The 18147-nt window shown below is 66.4% G+C and carries 16 protein-coding genes; 6 read left to right on the forward strand and 10 right to left on the reverse strand.

All coding sequences use genetic code 11. The annotated features are described in order from the left end of the window. The first annotated feature begins 130 nt into the window (after nucleotides 1-130). Entirely contained in the window at nucleotides 131-1447 is a 1317-nt protein-coding gene (locus BLT73_RS02535; RefSeq protein ID WP_090520537.1) for a lipopolysaccharide biosynthesis protein, read from the forward strand. A gap of 20 nt (nucleotides 1448-1467) precedes the next feature. On the opposite strand, the gene BLT73_RS02540 is transcribed toward BLT73_RS02535, so the two are convergent. Further along, complete coding sequence (locus BLT73_RS02540; protein WP_090520539.1) at nucleotides 1468-1935, reverse strand: Lrp/AsnC family transcriptional regulator; 468 nt, start codon at nucleotides 1933-1935, stop codon at nucleotides 1468-1470. A gap of 111 nt (nucleotides 1936-2046) precedes the next feature. Between BLT73_RS02540 and BLT73_RS02545 the strand changes: the two genes are divergently transcribed. Next, nucleotides 2047-5508: an indolepyruvate ferredoxin oxidoreductase family protein gene (locus BLT73_RS02545; protein WP_090520540.1), complete on the forward strand. Its 3462-nt coding sequence runs from the start codon at nucleotides 2047-2049 to the stop codon at nucleotides 5506-5508. Here the strand turns inward: BLT73_RS02545 and BLT73_RS02550 are convergent. The 6 genes from BLT73_RS02550 to BLT73_RS02575 form a co-directional block, all read right to left on the reverse strand. After that, on the reverse strand, nucleotides 5505-6782 hold the full coding sequence (locus BLT73_RS02550; RefSeq protein WP_090520541.1) for a PP2C family protein-serine/threonine phosphatase: 1278 nt from the start codon (nucleotides 6780-6782) through the stop codon (nucleotides 5505-5507). The genes BLT73_RS02545 and BLT73_RS02550 overlap by 4 nt on opposite strands. Before the next feature lie 286 nt (nucleotides 6783-7068). After that, nucleotides 7069-7683, reverse strand: coding sequence for a queuosine precursor transporter (locus BLT73_RS02555; protein ID WP_090520543.1), 615 nt, complete (start codon nucleotides 7681-7683; stop codon nucleotides 7069-7071). Nucleotides 7684-7825: 142 nt separating this feature from the next. Continuing rightward, a complete protein-coding gene (locus BLT73_RS02560) occupies nucleotides 7826-8719 on the reverse strand; it encodes an esterase-like activity of phytase family protein (RefSeq protein ID WP_090520544.1) in 894 nt (297 codons plus the stop codon). After that, nucleotides 8692-9573 carry a penicillin-insensitive murein endopeptidase gene (mepA, locus tag BLT73_RS02565; RefSeq protein WP_090520546.1) on the reverse strand — a complete coding sequence of 294 codons (882 nt, stop codon included), beginning with the start codon at nucleotides 9571-9573 and terminating at the stop codon, nucleotides 8692-8694. The genes BLT73_RS02560 and mepA overlap by 28 nt, the downstream gene beginning before the upstream one ends. After that, complete coding sequence (locus tag BLT73_RS02570) at nucleotides 9570-10925, reverse strand: MFS transporter (protein ID WP_090520547.1); 1356 nt, start codon at nucleotides 10923-10925, stop codon at nucleotides 9570-9572. Before BLT73_RS02570 ends, mepA begins: the two co-directional genes overlap by 4 nt. A gap of 143 nt (nucleotides 10926-11068) precedes the next feature. Continuing rightward, nucleotides 11069-11671 (reverse strand): acyl-CoA thioesterase, encoded by a 603-nt coding sequence (locus BLT73_RS02575; RefSeq protein ID WP_090520549.1) that lies wholly within the window; start codon nucleotides 11669-11671, stop codon nucleotides 11069-11071. A gap of 125 nt (nucleotides 11672-11796) precedes the next feature. Between BLT73_RS02575 and asd the strand changes: the two genes are divergently transcribed. The 4 genes from asd (at nucleotide 11797) to BLT73_RS02595 (ending at nucleotide 15822) form a co-directional block, all read left to right on the forward strand. After that, complete coding sequence (gene asd, locus BLT73_RS02580; RefSeq protein WP_090520550.1) at nucleotides 11797-12945, forward strand: aspartate-semialdehyde dehydrogenase; 1149 nt, start codon at nucleotides 11797-11799, stop codon at nucleotides 12943-12945. A 4-nt stretch (nucleotides 12946-12949) separates the two neighbouring features. Continuing rightward, complete coding sequence (locus tag BLT73_RS02585; RefSeq protein ID WP_090520552.1) at nucleotides 12950-13243, forward strand: YggT family protein; 294 nt, start codon at nucleotides 12950-12952, stop codon at nucleotides 13241-13243. After that, nucleotides 13243-15273 carry a DNA helicase RecQ gene (gene recQ, locus BLT73_RS02590; protein ID WP_090520554.1) on the forward strand — a complete coding sequence of 677 codons (2031 nt, stop codon included), beginning with the start codon at nucleotides 13243-13245 and terminating at the stop codon, nucleotides 15271-15273. The genes BLT73_RS02585 and recQ overlap by 1 nt, the downstream gene beginning before the upstream one ends. Nucleotides 15274-15336: 63 nt before the next feature. Next, entirely contained in the window at nucleotides 15337-15822 is a 486-nt protein-coding gene (locus BLT73_RS02595; RefSeq protein ID WP_090520555.1) for a peroxiredoxin, read from the forward strand. On the opposite strand, the gene BLT73_RS02600 is transcribed toward BLT73_RS02595, so the two are convergent. The 3 genes from BLT73_RS02600 to BLT73_RS02610 are packed head-to-tail and all read right to left on the reverse strand — an operon-like array spanning nucleotide 15819 to nucleotide 18141. Continuing rightward, nucleotides 15819-16226 (reverse strand): PaaI family thioesterase, encoded by a 408-nt coding sequence (locus tag BLT73_RS02600; RefSeq protein WP_090520557.1) that lies wholly within the window; start codon nucleotides 16224-16226, stop codon nucleotides 15819-15821. The two genes, BLT73_RS02595 and BLT73_RS02600, sit on opposite strands and share 4 nt — an antisense overlap. 51 nt (nucleotides 16227-16277) lie before the next feature. Continuing rightward, a complete protein-coding gene (gene ruvB, locus BLT73_RS02605) occupies nucleotides 16278-17309 on the reverse strand; it encodes a Holliday junction branch migration DNA helicase RuvB (protein ID WP_090520558.1) in 1032 nt (343 codons plus the stop codon). Further along, entirely contained in the window at nucleotides 17296-18141 is an 846-nt protein-coding gene (locus BLT73_RS02610) for a zinc metalloprotease HtpX (protein WP_090520560.1), read from the reverse strand. The genes ruvB and BLT73_RS02610 overlap by 14 nt, the downstream gene beginning before the upstream one ends. Nucleotides 18142-18147 lie beyond the last annotated feature (6 nt).

Genomic DNA, 18147 nt, shown 5'->3' on the forward strand with positions numbered 1-18147 from the left:
GACACCGGCCCGGTTTCTCCGCTCATTTATTTACCCGGCCATTTTTCTGTTGCGCCGCGACCAGCCAGGCGACATGAACAAGGCAACCGCTGTTTCGGTTGCATTTTGTGGTTTTACAACGTGACGAGTGATGCAAGATCAGGGTTCGATGACGGGGGCGACTAGCTCGCTGCGCGCACGGCTGGCCCGAAACCTGTCCTGGACCTTCGCCAGCCAGGTCATCATCTCCGCCGGCGCGGTCATCACGCTGTTCATCACCGCCCGCGCGCTCGGACCCGCCAATCTGGGCATCCTGGCGCTTGTCGAATCCTTTGTTCGGGTGGTTGACCTGATCCTGCGGATCGAGCCGTGGCAGGCGGTGATGCGCTATGCGATCCAGGCCCAGAATCGCGGCGACGATGCCGGGTTTCTGCGGCTCATCAAGCTGTCCATCCTGATCGACGCCGTCGGGGGCGTTGTCGCGGCCCTGGCCTGCATGATCCTTGCGGGGTTCGTGGCGCCGCTGATCGGGCTCGATCCCGGAACCGGGCCGCACTATATCTACCTGACCGCCTTCGCGCTGTTCTTCTCCTTCCGGCCCACCGCGACGGCGGTTCTGCGTGTCTTTGACCGGTTCGATGTGCTGGCCAAGATCGACATGGCCTCGGCGCTGATCCGTCTGATCCTGACAGTGATCGCGTGGCAGGCGGGGATGGGTTTATGGGCGTTCTTCGTGATCCTGTTGGTGCAGAATCTCTCGGACCGGCTGCTGTGCTTCGGCTTCGCGATGCGCGAGATGCGCCGGCGTGGACATCGCGGAGTATTTGCGGCGAACGGGATCTCCGCGATCAGGGAGAACCCCGGCATCCTTCGCTTCATGTGGAATTCCAATTTCAACGTCATCCTGCGCCAATCCGCCAACCGCTTCGACGTTCTGGTTCTGGGCGCGATGCTGAACCCGGCGGCGGTCGGCATGTATCAGCTCGGCAAGCGGGTGATGAACCGGGTGGTCAAGCTGGCCGGGCCGGTGCGCCAGACCATATATCCCGAACTCGCGCGGCTGTGGGAGCAGGGGAAGGTCGCGAGGTTCAACCGGCTTATCGTGATCGTGTCGGTCTCGATCCTGGCGCTGCAACTGGTCGTGGCCATTCCGGTGATGCTGAACATCGAACGGATCATCGAGATCGTCTTCGGCGCCGATTTCGTCGGGGCGGGCACGGTGATGAACATCCTGCTGATGTCGTCGATCATCTTCGCCGCGGGCGTGGCGCTCAACCCCGCGCTGCTCAGCATGGGCAAGGACGGGTTGCTGGTTCTGGTCACCGTGGTCTCGACGCTGCTTTTTGCGTTGTCATTCCTGCCGATGGTGCATCTGTTCGGGGTCGAGGGGGCCGCGCTCAGCAACCTGATCTTCAACCTGAGCTGGACCATCGGCTGCGCCTTCGGGTTTCAGCGCGCGCGGGGCTGAACCTGCGCCGATATCCGTCGCTAGACCGGGATCACGCTGCGGCGCTTGATCGCCTCCAGCACCACGTTGGTCTGGGCGCTTTCTATGGCCGGCAGGCGGAACAGGAAATCATCCAGGAACCGGCGATAGGCGGCCATGTCGGCGCAGATCACCCGCAGGTGATAATCATACTGACCGGTGACGGCATAGCACTCGACCACCTCCGGCCGGATATTCAGCTCTGCCATGACCCGCTTCACCGCATCGCGATCATGGCGGGCCAGCTTCACATGCACGATGGCCTGAAATTCCAGCCCCGCGCGGTCCGGGTCCACCGTTGCGGCGTAGCCGGAGATCACCCCCGCCTCTTCCAGAAGCCGCATCCGTCGCCAGCAGGCCGAGGCCGACATGCCCACCCGTTCGGCCAGTTGCGCGTTGGGCAGGCGGCAGTCCTGTTGCAAGGCGCGGATGATGCCGCGGTCGATCTCGGTAAGGTCAATCTGATCCATATTAGCGCCAATTCTGATTAATTCTTCCGGTCATAAGCCTGACTGTCGCCCAACTTGGCCGATTTCTCCAGATGATTCGGTATACCCTGTTCACAATGGGGAGGATCAGCCATGTTGGATCAGTCGAGTCCGCACAGCTACGCATTGGAAGACCGCTACGACGCCACCAATGGGCGGGTGTTTCTGACCGGGACGCAGGCGCTTGTTCGCATCATGCTCGACCAGGCACGGCGCGATCGCGCGGCCGGGTTGAATACGGCGGGCTTCGTGTCCGGCTATCGCGGCTCGCCGCTCGGCGGGGTGGATCTGGAGCTGTGGCGGGCACGCAAACGGCTTCAGGACAGCGACATCACCTTCCTGCCGGCGGTGAACGAGGATCTGGGCGCGACGGCCGTGCTGGGTGCGCAGCAGGCGGTTTTGGACCCGGAAGCGCGAGTCGAGGGCGTGTTTTCGATGTGGTACGGCAAGGGGCCGGGGGTGGACCGGTCCGGCGACGCGCTGCGCCACGGCAATGCCTATGGCAGTTCGCCGAAGGGCGGCGTTCTGGTGGTGGCGGGCGACGATCACGGATGCGTCTCCTCCTCCATGCCGCATCAATCCGACGTGGCTTTCATGACCTGGTTCATGCCGGTGCTGAACCCGGCATCCGTGGCCGAATACCTGTCCTTCGGGGAATACGGCATCGCCCTTTCCCGTTTCTCCGGCACCTGGGTCGGGTTCAAGGCCATCTCGGAGACGGTCGAATCGGGCGCCTCGGTGGATCTGCCCGAGGACCGGCAGTTCGTCATCCCGGCGTTCGAGGCTCCGCCCGGCGGGCTGCATGTCCGCCCCGCCGATTTGCCCAGCCCGGAGATCGAGACCCGGCTGACCCACAAGCTGCGCGCCGTCGAAGCCTTCGTGGAGGCCAACCCCATCGACCGCCGCATCTATGACATCAAGGGCGCGCGCTACGGCATCGTCTCCACCGGCAAGGCGCATCTCGACCTGATGGAGGCGCTGCATCTGCTGGGGCTGGACGAGAGCGCATGCCGCCGGCTCGGGATCGACATCTACAAGGTCGGCATGGTCTGGCCGCTGGCCCGGCGCGACGCGCTGCATTTCGTGCACCGCAAGACCGAGGTGCTGGTGGTCGAGGAAAAGCGCGGCATCATCGAAAGCCAGTTCAAGGAGCATTTCTACGACTGGCCCGGCCACAAGCCCGAGGCAATGGTCGGCAAACATGACGAGAAAGGCGCGCCGCTGATCCCCTTCGCGGGCGAGCTGTCGCCGCGCCTGCTGGCCCCGATCCTGGCCGCGCGGCTGCACCGGCATTTCCCGGATGAGGGCCTGCCGGATCGCGCCGCCGCGCTGCAATCCGTGCCAGATCTGTCGATGAATGTCACCGGCGCCACGCGCACGCCCTATTTCTGCTCCGGCTGTCCGCATAACAGCTCGACCAGGCTGCCCGACGGCTCGATGGCGGCATCCGGGATCGGCTGCCATGTCATGGCAAGCTGGATGGACCGCAACACGGTCGGCTATGCACAGATGGGGGCAGAGGGCGTGCCCTGGATCGCGCGGCAGGCCTATAACGGCGGCAAGCATATCTTCCAGAATCTGGGCGAAGGGACGTGGTATCATTCCGGCTCTCTCGCCATCCGGCAGGCCGTCGCGGCGGGCGCGAATATCACCTACAAGATCCTGTATAACGACGCGGTGGCGATGACCGGCGGTCAGCCGGTTGACGGCCCGGTCAGCCCGGCGACGATCGCGCAGTCCTGCCGGGCCGAGGGCGTGGCGCGCATCGCGGTCGTCAGCGACGATCCCGACAAGTTCGATCGCGCGGCCTTCCCGCCCGAAACCAGCTTCGATCATCGAGACCGGCTGGACGCCATTCAGCGCGAGCTGCGCGACATACCGGGCGTCACCGTGCTGATCTATGAGCAGACCTGCGCAACGGAAAAGCGGCGCCGCCGCAAGCGCGGGCTGCTGCCCGATCCGGCGCGGTCGGTGGTCATCAACCACCGCGTCTGCGAGGGCTGCGGCGACTGCTCGGTTGCGTCGAACTGTCTCTCGGTCGAGCCGCTCGACACCCCGTTCGGACGCAAGCGGCAGATCAACCAGAATAGCTGCAACAAGGATTTCTCCTGCCTGGGCGGGTTCTGTCCCAGCTTCGTGACCATCGAGGGCGGGACGCGCCGCCGGCCCACCCCTGCCGATCTGGATATGGACAGGCTGCTGGATGGGGTGCCGCTGCCGGATCTCCCCCCGCTCGACGCCACATTCGACCTTCTGGTCGGCGGCGTCGGCGGCACCGGGGTGGTGACGGTCGGCGCGCTCATCACCATGGCCGCGCATCTGGAAGGCAAGGGCGCGTCCGTGCTCGATTTCACCGGCTTCGCGCAGAAATTCGGCACGGTGCTGGGATATGTGCGGCTGGCCGATCATCCCGACCGCATTCACCAGTTGCGGATCGAGAACGGTGCCGCAGACGCGGTGATCGGCTGCGACGTGGTTGTGGCCTCCGCGCCCAAGGCATCGGCGCTCTATCGGCGCGGCACGAAAATGGTGCTGAACCTGGCGGAAATGCCGACGGGTGATCTGGTGCTGAACCGGGACGCGGATCTGAGGGTGGATGACCGCGTTGCCGAGATCGGCCGGGCAGTAGGTCCGGAAAACCTGGCGGCGTTCGACGCAAACCGGCTGTCCGCGGAATGGCTGGGCGACAGCGTGTTCGCCAATGTCATGTTGCTGGGTCATGCCTGGCAATCCGGGCTGGTACCTGTCGGGCTTGATGCCATGCGCCAGGCGATCATCCTGAACGGGACCGCCGTGGAAACCAATCAGCGCGCCTTCGATCTGGGCCGCGTGCTGGCCGCGCGGCCCGAGCGGCTGCCTGCCAGAGATCCGGCCCCGCAGACAGAGACGCCGGACCAACTCCTTGCCCGGCTTGAGGCGGAGCTGGTTCTGTATCAGGACGCGCGCTATGCGGCGGGGTTTCGCCAAAGGATCGGCGCCTTTTCCGACGCTCTGCCTGATTTGCCGGCCCCGCAGCGCGAGATGCTGGTGGCGGCGGCGACCCGGAACCTGTTCCGGCTGATGGCCTATAAGGACGAATACGAGGTCGCGCGGCTGCTGACCCTGCCCGGCTTCCGCGATAATCTGGCGAAAGATTGGCAGGGCGGGCGCATCGTCTATCACCTCGCCCCGCCGTTCCTGCCGGCGCGCCGTGACGCGCGCGGCCGCCCGGTCAAGAAACGCTTCGGCGGCTGGCTGACCCCGGCGCTCAGGCTTGTCGCGCGCGGCAAACGCCTTCGCAGCACCGCGATGGACCCGTTCGGCTGGCAGGCCGAGCGGCGCGAGGAACGCGAACTGATCGCGTGGTATGACACCATGTTGAGCGATGTGGCCACGCTTGCGGAGTCGGGTGAGGTCGGAACGCTCTGCGACATCCTGAACGCACCATCGCAGATGCGCGGCTACGGCCCGGTGAAGTCCGCGGCCATTGCCCGGTATCGCGGCGAGGCCGAGCGGGGAGTGAAGGCGCTGAGGCGGAAAGCGGAACCCGGCGCGGCGCGGGACGCGGCTGGCTAGGCGCCAGCAGCCTCCGCCCTCGGCCTGGCATCATGTTCCACCAGCACGGCGGACATGTCGTCGAATTGCTGCCCGCCGCTATATCCCAGCACCGACCACACCATCGCATCGACCATGTTCGATCCCCGCGTGCCGCGATTGGTGCGCAGGATATTCGCCAGCCCCGCCTCACCCAGCATGTTGCCCGAGCTGTCGGTCGCATCCCACAGCCCGTCGGAGGCGATCAGCAGCCTGTCGCCGGGGTCCAGCTTGAGCGAGATCTCCTCATAGGTTGCGTTCTCGATCACGCCGACGGGCAAGCCGCCCTCGCCCAGCCGTTCGATCCTGCCGCAGGCGCGCTGCACGATGGGATGCGGGTGACCGGCCTGGACCAGCCGGACATCGCCGCTGACCTGGTCGATCACGGCATAAATCATGGTGAAATAGGAATCCGTCTTCAGATCGGCCAGCATCAGGTGGTTCAGATAGCGCCCGAGCACCGCCGGCGCCCGCGAATCGTAGAGCCCGAACTCGTCGATGAACAGCGCCGCGTTCTGATCGACCGAGGCCGAGAATTGCGTCGCCAGCCGCGCCGTCAACAGGGCGGCCGCCACACCATGGCCGGAGACATCGATGGCAAAGACGCCGAATTTGCGCGCATTGATGGCAAAGCTTCCGGTCAGGTCGCCGCCGACATGCCCCGCCGGGCGCAAGAGGTTCGAGACCCGGAAATCGCCGAACACCGCCTGGCTGTCCCCGATCAGGCCCTGCTGCAAACGCCTCGCCTCGTTCAGATCGCGGTCCATCGCGGCTTGTGCGCTGCGCAGCGCGGCCAGCGTCTCGCTGAGCCGGTCATGGGCGCTGCGGGCGTCATCCTGCAATTGCAGGATCCGTTCGCCCGCCCGCAGCCGGGCCAGCAATTCCGCCGCCGAGGCGGGCTTGATCAGGAAATCATCGGCGCCGCTTTCCAGCCCGAAGGCGATATCCCCCGGTTCGGCCTTCGAGGTCAGCAGGATGAAATAGATATAGGCGCCGTGCCCTTCGGACCGGATCTGCTGGCAAAGTTCGGGGCCGGACATGCCGCGCATCACCCAGTCCGACAGGATGATGTCGGGGCGGGCGTGGCGGAACGCCGACAGCGCCTCGTCCGCGTTCACCGCCTCCACCACCTCATAGCCGGCGCGTTTCAGGTGGATCGCCAGCATGGCGCGCTGTGCCCGGCTGTCGTCCACCAGAAGCACCCGCCGTTGGGTGGCGACATCGGGCTGCGGGCGGTCAGGGGGCGCGGTTCTCATGCCCCGGAGTTAGCGCAGAGAAGCTAATCGCCGGTAAAGACATGGCTGAAAAAGGAAACGGGCCGCGCGAAGAGCAGCGGCCCGCGAGATCCTCGGAGATGGTCCGGTTAGGGATGAGTCATCCGTCCGTCCCAGCCAGGGTTCTGAACCCTTGGGTTTGCCCTCAGGCCGCGGCCCCCCTGACTGTCCCGACACCTCTCTCCAATATCACTCTCGACACTGGACCACCTCCTTTCAATATGTTGCCACGTAGGGAAAGGGTGCCACAGCCTGTGGATAAGTCAACTCAAAATGCAGGGCGACGACGCAAGATATTGCGGACGATGAGTCGGAACGGCACCAGAGCCAGCAGGGCCAGTGCCATCTTCATCAACCAGTCCGCCGTGGCGAGCGACATCCAGACCGGCGCGGCCGGGCCGGCCCCCAGCAACGGGATCATCTCATTGGCCCAGGCGACATTGTCGGTCGGGTCGATGAAGCTGAACTGCGCCGCAAAGGCCACGGAAAAGAAGATGGCGGTGTCGAGCGCGGCCCCGAGACAGGACGACATCAGGGGCGCGGTCCACCAAGAGCCGCGGTTGCGCATGGCGTCGAACACCGAGATGTCAAGCAACTGCGCCAGCAGGAAGGCCGAGCCCGAGGCAATGGCGATGCGCAGCGTGGTCTTGTCAAACCCGGCCGCGATCAGCGAGCAGGCCACGCCGATCACAAACCCCACGAACACCACGCGACGCGCGGCGGCGGGGCCATAGACCCGGTTCATCACGTCAGTGACCAGAAAGGCGAAGGGATAGGTGATCGCGCCCCAGGTCAGCCAGGCGCCGAGATGATACTGAACGAGGATATTCGAGGCCACCACGATGACGGCCATGGCGATCACGCCGGGAAGAAAGCGGGTCATGTCTGATTTCCGTTTTACAAGGTTGCGGAAGAACTCGGCCCCGCGATGCGGGACGGACGGGCGATAGGTCAGGACCGCGCCGGAGTCAACACGACCCCTGGCCCTGCATCGCGCCGCGCCCATAACGGCAATGTCGCAGTGGTCAGTCGAGCACCCGGTACTCGACCAGTTCGGTCCGCTGGATCGCCAGGAAATTGTCGTCCGAGATCATGGTGATGCGGATCCCCTGCCCGTCATCCCAGACCGAGATCCCCTCCAGATTGTCATATTGCAGCGTGGTGCTTTCCAGCAGCACCTCCCCCGCGCCGATGCCGTCGTCGCGCAACTCGAAGCGGCGGACGCGGGACTGGAACCCCAGCAGACCGCGGAAATTCCGCTCCAGCAGATACAGCATCCCGTCGGGCCCGATATCCGCGCCCGTGGCCTGGAACCGGTCCGATGCCGGGATCGCGAAAGGCTGGTCCCAGACCCCGTCGCGATAGCGCCAGACGGGGAATTCCTGACCGTCCCCGAGCGCGTATTCCGGCAGGGTCAGCAGGCTGCCGTCCGGGGTGATCGCAAGCGCCTCGAACCCCTCATTGGTAGGGATCTGTTGCCAGTCCGGCGGGATCGGGATGCGGATCGCCGCGCCGTCGAGATCATCGTAGCGCGCAATCCGGTCCAACCCCTCGAAGCTGATCCAGGCGGTTCCATCCCCGCCGATCGCCAGACCTTCGCTGTCGCCCAGATGGCCGGGACGCAGCGGCGTGCCGTGGCTGTCCTTGAGCTGCGCGCGGCCCGCCATCCGCATGCCGCGAATCCGGCCGGCGCTGTCACGCGCCACGCTGCCCCATCGCACCCAGGCGCGGTCGCTCACGACATGGAACTCGTCCCCGTCATCGCTGATCTCGATCCCGGAAAACCCGCCGAAATCCCGGTCCGGCAGCGACCAGACATAAGTGCCGACATACTCAACCGTGGCGGCGCCCGCTGGGGGCGCCGTCAGCAGCATCATCAATGCAAAGAAGATCAGCGGGCGGTTGCGACGGCCTGACATTGCCTCGGCATCTCGCTCAGGCGGAAGCTGCGGGGGTGGCGGTAATTCGGGTTCGGCGTCCCTTTCGGGCGGGTCGAGGGGTTGGCGCGATAGCGCAGCTCCTGCCGCGCGGCACCGCAGCCATTGTCATTGCCCGACAAGGCGGCCACCGGCGCGGCACCGTTCTGACAGTTCGGGCTGCCGGGCGGGCAGTTCAGCCGGACATGGAAATGGTAGTCATGGTTCGGCGTCGGACGCAGCTTTTGCAGCCAGCGTCCCCGGTCGCCATTCTGGTCGCACATCGCCACCTTGATCGCCGCGTCGAGGAAGATCCGGTCCACCCGAGGGTCCATCGCCGCCGACTGGATGATCGCCGAATGCGAGCCGGTCCAGTTGCCGTTGACGCTCAGCCCGTTCCCGGCAACGACCGAGATCGAGGAGATGTTCTCGCGCTGCGCCCGCGACAGGCTCAGCGACGATGGCGGAAGCATCCAGATATCGGCATCCAGCCCAAGCTGGTGGCTGGCATGGCCCGACAGCATCGGGCCGCCGCGCATCTGGCTCATATCCCCGACATAGAGGCCGCGAAACCCCATCTTCGTCGCCGCCTGCGACAGGCCGATCACGAAATTCACCATCTCGGGATGGGCCCAGTTGCGGTTGCGCGACAGCCGCATGGCCTGCCAGGTCGGCCCGGTTTCCGGCAATTGCACGGCGCCGGACACACAGCCCTTGTTATAGGTTCCGATGGCCACACCGGGGGCCGCCGTGGGGCCGGGCGCATAGCCGAACACATCCTTGGCCAGCGGGTCGGCCCAACTCGGTGCGGCCAGCCCGACCAGGGCGGCTGCGGTCAACATCAACTTGCGGATCACTGCACTGCCTCTCCGTTCTTATGGACCCAGTGTAACAGGAAGATCGCCAGAAGGAACATCACGATCAACGGAGAGATGCCGATCCTCTGGCTTCCGGTCAGATCCGTCGTCACCGCGATTAGGAAGGGCGCCAGAAACGCCGTGGCCTTTCCCGACAGGGCGTAGAGGCCGAAGATCTCGGTCGCCCGGGCCTCGGAGGTGTGGAACACGGTCATCGTGCGCGACGCGGCCTGCATCGCGCCGCCCGCGCCGCCGATCAGCGCCCCGCAGACGAAGAAGATCGCATCCGGAATCTTCGATCCTGCGGTCAGGGGCACACCGAACAGCGACTCGCGGCTCATGCCGACGATGATGACGCAGACGAGGCTCAGCACCAGGATTGTGGCGATGATGACGGGTTTCGGTCCCCATTTGCGGTCGGCCTTGCCGCCTAGCCAGGAGATCACTGCCGCGGCACTGGCGCTGACAATGCCGAACACGCCCGACAGGATCACCGGCCAGCCCAGCACGGTGCCGGCATAGACCCCGCCAAAGCCGTAGAGCGCATTCAGCGCATCCCGCGACAGCATGGAAGAGATCAGCCAGGCCGCCAGGCTGCGGCGATGGCGCAGGCTGCGGATCAGCCCCAATAGGTCGCGCATCGCCACACCCAGCCGGATCGGCCGCCCGCTGCCCGCGGGCTCCCTCACCCACAGGAAGAACGGCACCATGAAGATGGCGTACCACAGCGCGGTGAACGGGCCGACGAAGCGCGTGCCTTCACGCGCCACCGGGTCGAGACCGAATGCGGGGCTGAGCCCGACGATGGTGGTGCCGTTCCCGCCCTCGGCAAAAAAGATCAGCATGATCGCCAGCGATGTCAGCCCGCCCAGATATCCGAACGCAAAGCCGGAACCGGAGATCCGGCCGATCTCGTCGCGCGACGCGAGGCCCGGCAGCAGCGCGTTGGTGAAGATGGTGGCAAATTCCAGCCCGATCATGCCCAGGCCGAAAAACGCCACTGCGGTCAGCAGGCGCGGGTCGTCCGGCGACAGCAGCCAAAGACCAGCCGCACCCACGACCACCACGCCCGAGAAGAACCAGACCCACGGCAGGCGCCGCCCGGTGGTGTCGGCAATGGCGCCCAGAACCGGCGCCAGCACGGCGATGATCGCGCCGCTGACCGCCAGCCCGTAACCCCAGAGCGACTGCGCCTGCGCCCCCGCCTGCACCGGGTCTATCCCTTGGGCCACGAAGCTGTTGCGCGCCACTTCCGCGAAATAGATCGAGAAGATGAATGTCACCAGCAGCGTGTGATAGGGCTGTCCGGCCCAGTCGAAAAACCACCAGCCCCAGATGCGTCTGCGCTCCATCGGTCCCCTTCCCGCGGCCTGAGCCGAGATAAGTCCGAACCGCACTGTTTTGGCAACCTTCTTTTCCAGCGACCGCACGCCCAGGGCGGCTCAACCGGGCGCCGTCTGACAGCAGCCGCGCGGGCGAATGCGCCGCGGCGCGATCAAGCGCCGCCGGCGTCTCGTGAGCGCTGCGCGTCGGTCACCGCGGCCGGACCCGGCGATGCCGTGTCCGGCGACTGCAGCGGGGGCCAGGGCCGCTGTGCGTCCGCGGCGATCCACGCGGCAACCCAGTCGGGAAGCTCCGGCGCCTCCTGCTCGATCTGCATCGCCTCCAGCACGCGGTCGGGTGCCACGATCCCCTCTTTCCCGGTGATCGCCCCGCGCAGCAGCATCTGGTTGCAGCATTCGCCATTCCGCCACATCGACTGCTCCAGATAGATGAAGCGGTGGTCCCAGCCGATCATGCGGCTCAGCATGGTGAAGCGGTGAAAGGCCCGGATCCGGCGGCGATAGCGGGTGGAGTTTCCGGCGACCGTGATCCCCCAGCCCTGCGCGCGCAGCGCATCGACCATGCCGGTGCGGACGACCAGCGGGATCCGGCCCATATCATACAGGGTCAGCGTCCGACCGTTGTTCAACTCGGCCCAGGGATCGAGATCCCAAGGCCAGCACATATGCGTCGAGACATGGGCATCGAGCGGCCCCAGCTTCGGCGCGCTGCGAAATTTCAGCATTTCCTTGGCAAATCGGATAACGGGATACATCGGCGACCTCCTGATCCGGCGCGGGTAGCAGAGCGCCTTGCGGTGTCAACGCGAACGTCGCGCAACCTTGCACCGGCGGCGCGGCTGGCTTAGGTCATGGGCGGAATCTCTGAGGGGAAACGGCTATGGCGATGAATGCGACGCCGCGTGTCGGCCTGATCGGCTGGCGGGGCATGGTGGGTTCGGTCCTGATGGACCGGATGACGACCGAAGGCGATTTCGACAAGATCGAGCCGGTGTTCTTCTCCACCTCCAACGCGGGCGGCAAGGCCCCGATGGGCGACGAACCGCTGGCGGATGCCTATGACCTCGCGGCGCTGAAAAGCTGCGAGGCGATCCTGACCTGCCAGGGCGGCGACTATACCAAGGACATGCACGCCAAGCTGCGCGCCGAAGGCTGGGACGGGCACTGGATCGACGCGGCCTCGACCCTGCGGATGAACGAGGATGCGCTGATCGTGCTGGACCCGGTGAACCGGCCGCAGATCGACGCGGCCATGGCGGCTGGCAACCGCAACTGGGTCGGCGGCAACTGCACCGTCTCCTGCATGCTGATGGGGGTGGGCGCGCTGTTCAAGGCGGGGCTGGTGGACTGGATGTCCACCCAGACCTATCAGGCGGCCTCGGGCGGCGGCGCCAAGCATATGCGCGAATTGCTGACCCAGTTCGGCACGCTGAATGCCGAAGTGAAATCCCTGCTCGACGACCCGAAATCCGCCATCCTCGAAATCGACCGTCAGGTGCTCGGCCGCCAGCAGGCGATGACGGGTGGCGACGAGGCGGCGCAGTTCGGCGCGGTCCTTGGCGGCTCGCTGATCCCCTGGATCGACGCCGATCTGGGCAATGGCGTCTCCAAGGAAGAATGGAAGGCCATGGCCGAGACCAACAAGATCCTCGGCCGCGGCCCGGACGCGCTTGGCGGGTCGGAGGAGCGCGCGATCCCCGTGGACGGGATCTGCGTGCGGATCGGTGCCATGCGCTGCCATTCCCAGGCGCTGACCTTCAAGCTGAAGGGCGATGTGCCGGTGGGCGAGATCGAGGCGATGATCGAAGAGGACAATCCCTGGTCGAAGGTCATCCCGAACGAGAAAGAAGCGACGATGCGCGACCTCACCCCCGTCGCCGTGACCGGCACGATGGACATTCCGGTCGGCCGGATCCGCAAGCTGGCGATGGGGCCGGACCATGTCGGCGCCTTCACCGTGGGCGACCAGCTTCTGTGGGGTGCGGCCGAACCGCTGCGCCGCATGCTGCGCATCCTGATCGAGGCATAAGACCATGACCACGCTGTACCAGGCCATCGACCTGATCCTGAGCATCGTCTGGTTCCTGATGATCGCCCATATCATCATGTCCTGGCTGATCAACTTCCAGGTGCTGAACCTGCGCCAGCCGATGGTGGCGACGATCTGGGACGGGCTGACCCGTCTGTTGGAGCCGATCTATGCCCCCATCCGCCGGCTGCTGCCGAATACGGGCGGGCTCGACCTGGCGCCGCTGGTGGTGTTCGTCATCATCATCGTGCTGCGCATGGCGCTGCAGAACAATGCGGGCTTCTTCCTGGGGTATTGATGCCGGCCGACCTGCTGCGCCAGATCTTCGGCTTCGATGATTTCCGCGAGGGCCAGCAGGAAATCGTGCAGGCCGTGGCCCATGGCCGCGACGTGCTGGCGATCATGCCGACGGGCGGCGGCAAATCGCTGTGCTACCAACTGCCCGCGCTGATGCGCGAAGGGGTCACGGTGGTGATCTCGCCACTGATCGCACTGATGCGGGATCAGGTGCGCGCGCTGCGCGAGGCGGGTGTGGCGGCGGGCGCGCTGACCTCCGGCAATACAGAGGCCGAAACCGACGACGTGTTTGCCGCGATCCGCGACGGTGCGCTCAAGATCCTCTACATGGCGCCGGAACGGCTGGCCTCAGGCGGCACCTTGCCGCTGCTGCGCCGGGCGGGCGTGACCGCGATCGCGGTGGACGAGGCGCATTGCGTCAGCCAATGGGGCCATGATTTCCGCCCCGACTACCTGCGCATCGGTGAGCTGAAGCAGACTCTCGGCGTGCCGCTTTCCGCCTTCACCGCCACGGCAGATGCCGAAACACGCGCAGAGATCGTGACCCGGCTGTTCGGCGGAACGGCGCCTGTGACCTTCCTGCGCGGCTTCGACCGCCCGAACATCCACCTGGCCTTCCAGCCCAAGGACGGCCCGCGCCGCCAGATCATGGAGTTCGTGGCCGCACGGCCCGGCCAGTCCGGCATCGTCTATTGCGGCAGCCGCGCCAAGACCGAGACGCTGGCCACCGCGCTGAACGCGGCAGGACATTCCGCGCTGCATTACCACGGGGGCATGGACCCCGAGGCGCGGCGCGAGGCCGAGGGCCGGTTTCAGCGCGAGGACGGGCTGATCGTCGCGGCAACGGTCGCGTTCGGCATGGGGATCGACAAGCCCGATATCCGCTGGGTCGCCCATGCCGACCTGCCGAAATCCATCGAGGCCTATTACCAGGAAATCGGCCGCGCCGGCCGCGATGGCGAACCGGCCGAAACGCTCACCCTCTACGGCCCCGACGATATCCGCATGCGCCGTGCGCAGATCGACGAAGGTCTGGCCGAAAACGACCGCAAGGGGGCCGATCACACCCGGCTGAATGCGCTGCTGGGTCTCGCAGAGGCCACGTCCTGCCGCCGGGTCATGCTGCTGGCTTATTTCGGGGACACGGCCGAGCCTTGCGGGAATTGCGATCTCTGCCAGAACCCGCCGCGCCTCTTCGACGCGACCAAGCCTGTGCAGATGGCGCTGTCGGCCATGCTGCGGACCGGGGAGTGGTTCGGCGCGGGCCATATCATCGACGTGCTGACCGGCAATGAGACGGACAAGATTCGCCAGCGAGGTCACGACCGGCTGCCCACATGGGGCGTCGGCACCAACTGGTCGCGCCCGCAATGGCAGGCCATCATCCGCCAGATGATGGGCCGCGACTTGTGCCGGCCCGACCCGTCGCGCCACGGTGCCCTGCACATCACCGACGCCGCCCATCCGATCCTGCGCGGCGAGACGCAGGTGACGCTCCGCGAGGACAGCATCCGCCGCGCCAAACCCGCCTTCACGCCGAAGATGCAGGTGTCGGAGGAGGACGCGCCCCTGCTCTCGGCCCTCAAGGCCAAGCGCCGGGCGCTTGCCGAGGCGCAGCGCGTGCCGGCCTATGTCATCTTCCCGGACCGGACCCTGCAGGAAATGGCCGAGCGCCGCCCGAAGACCCTGGACGACATGGCCCGCATCAACGGTGTCGGCGCCAAGAAGCTGGAGAGCTACGGCACCGCCTTCCTGGAGGTGATCGCGGGCGAGGCCGCGCCGATGCACCCGCAACGCCGCGCGCTCGCGGGACGACCCGCCGGCACGCTGTTCGACCGGCTGGCCGAAACCCAGCAGCGGCTCGCGCGCGGCCAGGACGGGACCGAAAAGCCGCTGAGCTGTTCGACCAGCCAGCTTCGCCGCATTGCCGAGACCCGGCCCGCCAGCCGCGACGCGATGTCGCGCCTGCTCGACGAGGCGAGGCTCGACCGCTTCGCAGACGCGTTCCTGGACGACATCGCCTCACTCTGACCCTTGTCGCGCCGCGCCAATCGGTTAGGCTCCCCGCGAACAAGACACGGAAAGGATCCGACCATGGCGCTCAGCGAAGGCGACAGCCTGCCCGACGGCACGCTTCTGAAAATGACCGAGAACGGCCCGGCTGAGGTCGATCTGGCCGAATACCACACGGGCCGCGTGGCGATCTTTGCCCTGCCGGGTGCTTTCACCGGTACCTGCTCGACCCAGCACGTGCCCAGCTTCATGCGCACCGCCGACAAGTTCCGCGAAAAGGGCGTCGACCGGATCCTGTGCATCAGTGTCAACGACCCGTTCGTGATGGGCGCCTGGGAAAAGGACACGGGCGCAGGCGAGGCCGGTCTGACCTTCCTGTCCGACGCGGACGGCAGCTTCACCAGGGCGATGGGGATGGATTTCGACGCCGCCCCGGCGGGGCTGTTCGGCCGCTCGAAACGCTATGCCATGCTGGTCGAGGACGGCACCATCACGACGCTCCAGGCCGAGGAATCGCCCGGCCAGTGCTCGATCTCGGGCGGTGAAGCCCTGCTGGAAAAAGTCTAGACCGGGATCATCGTGCCCTGCAGCATGGCGACATGCTTGCGGGCATCGCCGGTCTCGGCAAACACATCCGCGGCGACCACCACGATCCGGCGGCCGGCGCGGATGACCCGCCCTTCCGCGACGAGCCGATCCCCCATGGCCGGGGCCATCAAGTTGATCTTCATCTCGACCGTCATCACCTCGCGCCCTGCCTCCATCACCGTCAGCGCGGAATAGCCCGCCGCCGAATCACCGATGGAAAAGGCCAGCCCGGCATGGCCCGCCCCCTGCTGCTGCAGGACACTCGGCAGGATGGGAGAGACGATCACCACCCGCCCCTCGGCCACACTCTCCAGCGAAGCGCCGAGCGTCTGCATCATCGTCTGTTTCGCAAAACTCTGGCGAACCCGGTCCTCGATTTCCATTCTTCTTCACTCCCAATACCCCGGGGTCCGGGGCAGCGCCCCGGTCCGGGCTCACTCCTCGAACAAGGGCTGCTGCGCGGGCGCGTTCGGCGCGTCCAGCCCCAGATGGCGCCAGCCCTTCGATGCCAGCATCCGCCCGCGCGGCGTCCGCGCGATCAGCCCCTGCTGAAGAAGATAAGGCTCAATCACCTCCTCGATCGCATCGCGGCTCTCCGACAGCGCCGCCGAGATCGTCTCGACCCCCACCGGCCCGCCGCCGTAATTCTCCGCGATCAGCCCCAGATAGCGCCGGTCGGCCCCGTCCAGCCCCAGGTCATCGACGCCGAGCCGGGTCAGCGCGTTATCCGCTACCGCGCGCGAAATCCGCCCGTCGCCCTCGACCAGGGCGAAATCCGCCACCCGACGCAAGAGGCGCCCGGCGATCCGCGGCGTGCCCCGCGCCCGCCGCGCAATCTCGCGCGTGCCGTCCGGGTCAGCCTCATATCCCATCAGCCGCGCGCCGCGCCGCACGATCTGATCCAGCTCGTCCACCGTGTAGAATTGCAGCCGCGTCGGGATGCCGAACCGGTCCCGCAGCGGCGTCGTCAGCAAGCCCAGCCGGGTCGTCGCGCCGACCAGCGTAAAGGGCTGCAATTCGATCCGCACGGTGCGCGCCGCCGGGCCCTCGCCGATCATCAGATCCAGTTCGAAATCCTCCATCGCGGGATAGAGCACCTCTTCCACCGCCGGGTTCATCCGGTGGATCTCGTCGATGAACAGGACATCTCGGGCTTCCAGATTGGTCAGGATCGCCGCCAGATCGCCCGCCCGCGCCAGCACCGGGCCGGAGGTCATCTTGAAGTTCACCCCCAGCTCGCGCGCCATGATCTGCGCAAGCGTGGTCTTGCCGAGACCGGGCGGGCCGTGGAACAGCGTGTGGTCCATCGCCTCGCCCCGCCGCCGCGCGCTTTCGATGAAGACCGCCAGGTTCGCCCGCGCCTCGGCCTGCCCGACGAACTCGCTCAGCGCCTGCGGTCGCAGGGCGCGTCCCGGCTCATCCTCGGGCAGGGGCGCGGGGCGCAGCGTGGGGTCAGGCGCGTCCATTCAGCCTCAGCTCTCTCAGCGCGGCGATGCGCGCTTCGGTCGGCGGATGGGTGCGGAACAGCCCGTCCATATTCATGCCAGACAGCGGGTTGATGATGAACATCGAGGCCGAGGCCGGGTTGCGTTCGGCCGGCACGTTCACCACCCGCCCCGCTGCCTGCGCAATCTTCTGCAGGGCCGAGGACAGCCCCCCGGTCTGCCCGGCTATCTCGGCACCAAGCGCGTCGGCCTTGAACTCGCGCGTGCGCGAGATCGCCATCTGCACCAGGCTGGCCGCAATCGGGGCCAGGATCATCGCCGCCAGCCCGGCCAGCAAACCTCCGCGCCCGTTCCGCCCGCCGGTCCACAGCGCCATGTTGCCCAGCATGGCAATCGCCCCGGCCAGCGTCGCCGCGATGGTCATGGTGAGCGTGTCACGGTTGCGGATATGGGCCAGCTCATGTGCGATCACCCCGGCCAGCTCGTCTCGGTTCAGGATCTGCATCAGGCCCTGCGTGACTGCGACTGCCGCGTTTTCAGGGTTGCGGCCGGTGGCGAAGGCGTTTGGTTGCTCGGTCTGCATGACATAGACCGCCGGCATCGGCAGATCGGCATTCCGGGCCAGCTCTTCCACCAGATCGACCAGTTCCGGCGCGTTCTGGCGGGTGACGGGAACCGCGTTGTTCTGGCGCAGCATGGCCTTGTCGCTGTTCCACCACGCCCAGATATTGCCAGCCCCGGCAAACAGCAGCGCGATGATCGCTCCGGTCATCCCGCCGATCAGCCAGCCAAGTGCCATCAGCAGCGCGGTCAGCGCGGCCATCAGGGTGAATGTGCGAAGCGTGCTGGACATCCGGCC

The organism is Paracoccus isoporae, assembly GCF_900101865.1.
GTDB lineage: Bacteria > Pseudomonadota > Alphaproteobacteria > Rhodobacterales > Rhodobacteraceae > Paracoccus > Paracoccus isoporae.

Excerpts from the sequence above, each read along its gene's own strand:
- BLT73_RS02535 (WP_090520537.1), top strand. The coding sequence starts at position 131 with ATGCAAGATCAGGGTTCGATGACGGGGGCGACTAGCTCGCTGCGCGCA.
- BLT73_RS02540 (WP_090520539.1), bottom strand. The coding sequence starts at position 1,935 with ATGGATCAGATTGACCTTACCGAGATCGACCGCGGCATCATCCGCGCC.
- BLT73_RS02545 (WP_090520540.1), top strand. The coding sequence starts at position 2,047 with ATGTTGGATCAGTCGAGTCCGCACAGCTACGCATTGGAAGACCGCTAC.
- BLT73_RS02550 (WP_090520541.1), bottom strand. The coding sequence starts at position 6,782 with ATGAGAACCGCGCCCCCTGACCGCCCGCAGCCCGATGTCGCCACCCAA.
- BLT73_RS02555 (WP_090520543.1), bottom strand. The coding sequence starts at position 7,683 with ATGACCCGCTTTCTTCCCGGCGTGATCGCCATGGCCGTCATCGTGGTG.
- BLT73_RS02560 (WP_090520544.1), bottom strand. The coding sequence starts at position 8,719 with ATGTCAGGCCGTCGCAACCGCCCGCTGATCTTCTTTGCATTGATGATG.
- BLT73_RS02570 (WP_090520547.1), bottom strand. The coding sequence starts at position 10,925 with ATGGAGCGCAGACGCATCTGGGGCTGGTGGTTTTTCGACTGGGCCGGA.
- BLT73_RS02575 (WP_090520549.1), bottom strand. The coding sequence starts at position 11,671 with ATGTATCCCGTTATCCGATTTGCCAAGGAAATGCTGAAATTTCGCAGC.
- asd (WP_090520550.1), top strand. The coding sequence starts at position 11,797 with ATGGCGATGAATGCGACGCCGCGTGTCGGCCTGATCGGCTGGCGGGGC.
- BLT73_RS02585 (WP_090520552.1), top strand. The coding sequence starts at position 12,950 with ATGACCACGCTGTACCAGGCCATCGACCTGATCCTGAGCATCGTCTGG.
- recQ (WP_090520554.1), top strand. The coding sequence starts at position 13,243 with ATGCCGGCCGACCTGCTGCGCCAGATCTTCGGCTTCGATGATTTCCGC.
- BLT73_RS02595 (WP_090520555.1), top strand. The coding sequence starts at position 15,337 with ATGGCGCTCAGCGAAGGCGACAGCCTGCCCGACGGCACGCTTCTGAAA.
- BLT73_RS02600 (WP_090520557.1), bottom strand. The coding sequence starts at position 16,226 with ATGGAAATCGAGGACCGGGTTCGCCAGAGTTTTGCGAAACAGACGATG.
- ruvB (WP_090520558.1), bottom strand. The coding sequence starts at position 17,309 with ATGGACGCGCCTGACCCCACGCTGCGCCCCGCGCCCCTGCCCGAGGAT.
- BLT73_RS02610 (WP_090520560.1), bottom strand. The coding sequence starts at position 18,141 with ATGTCCAGCACGCTTCGCACATTCACCCTGATGGCCGCGCTGACCGCG.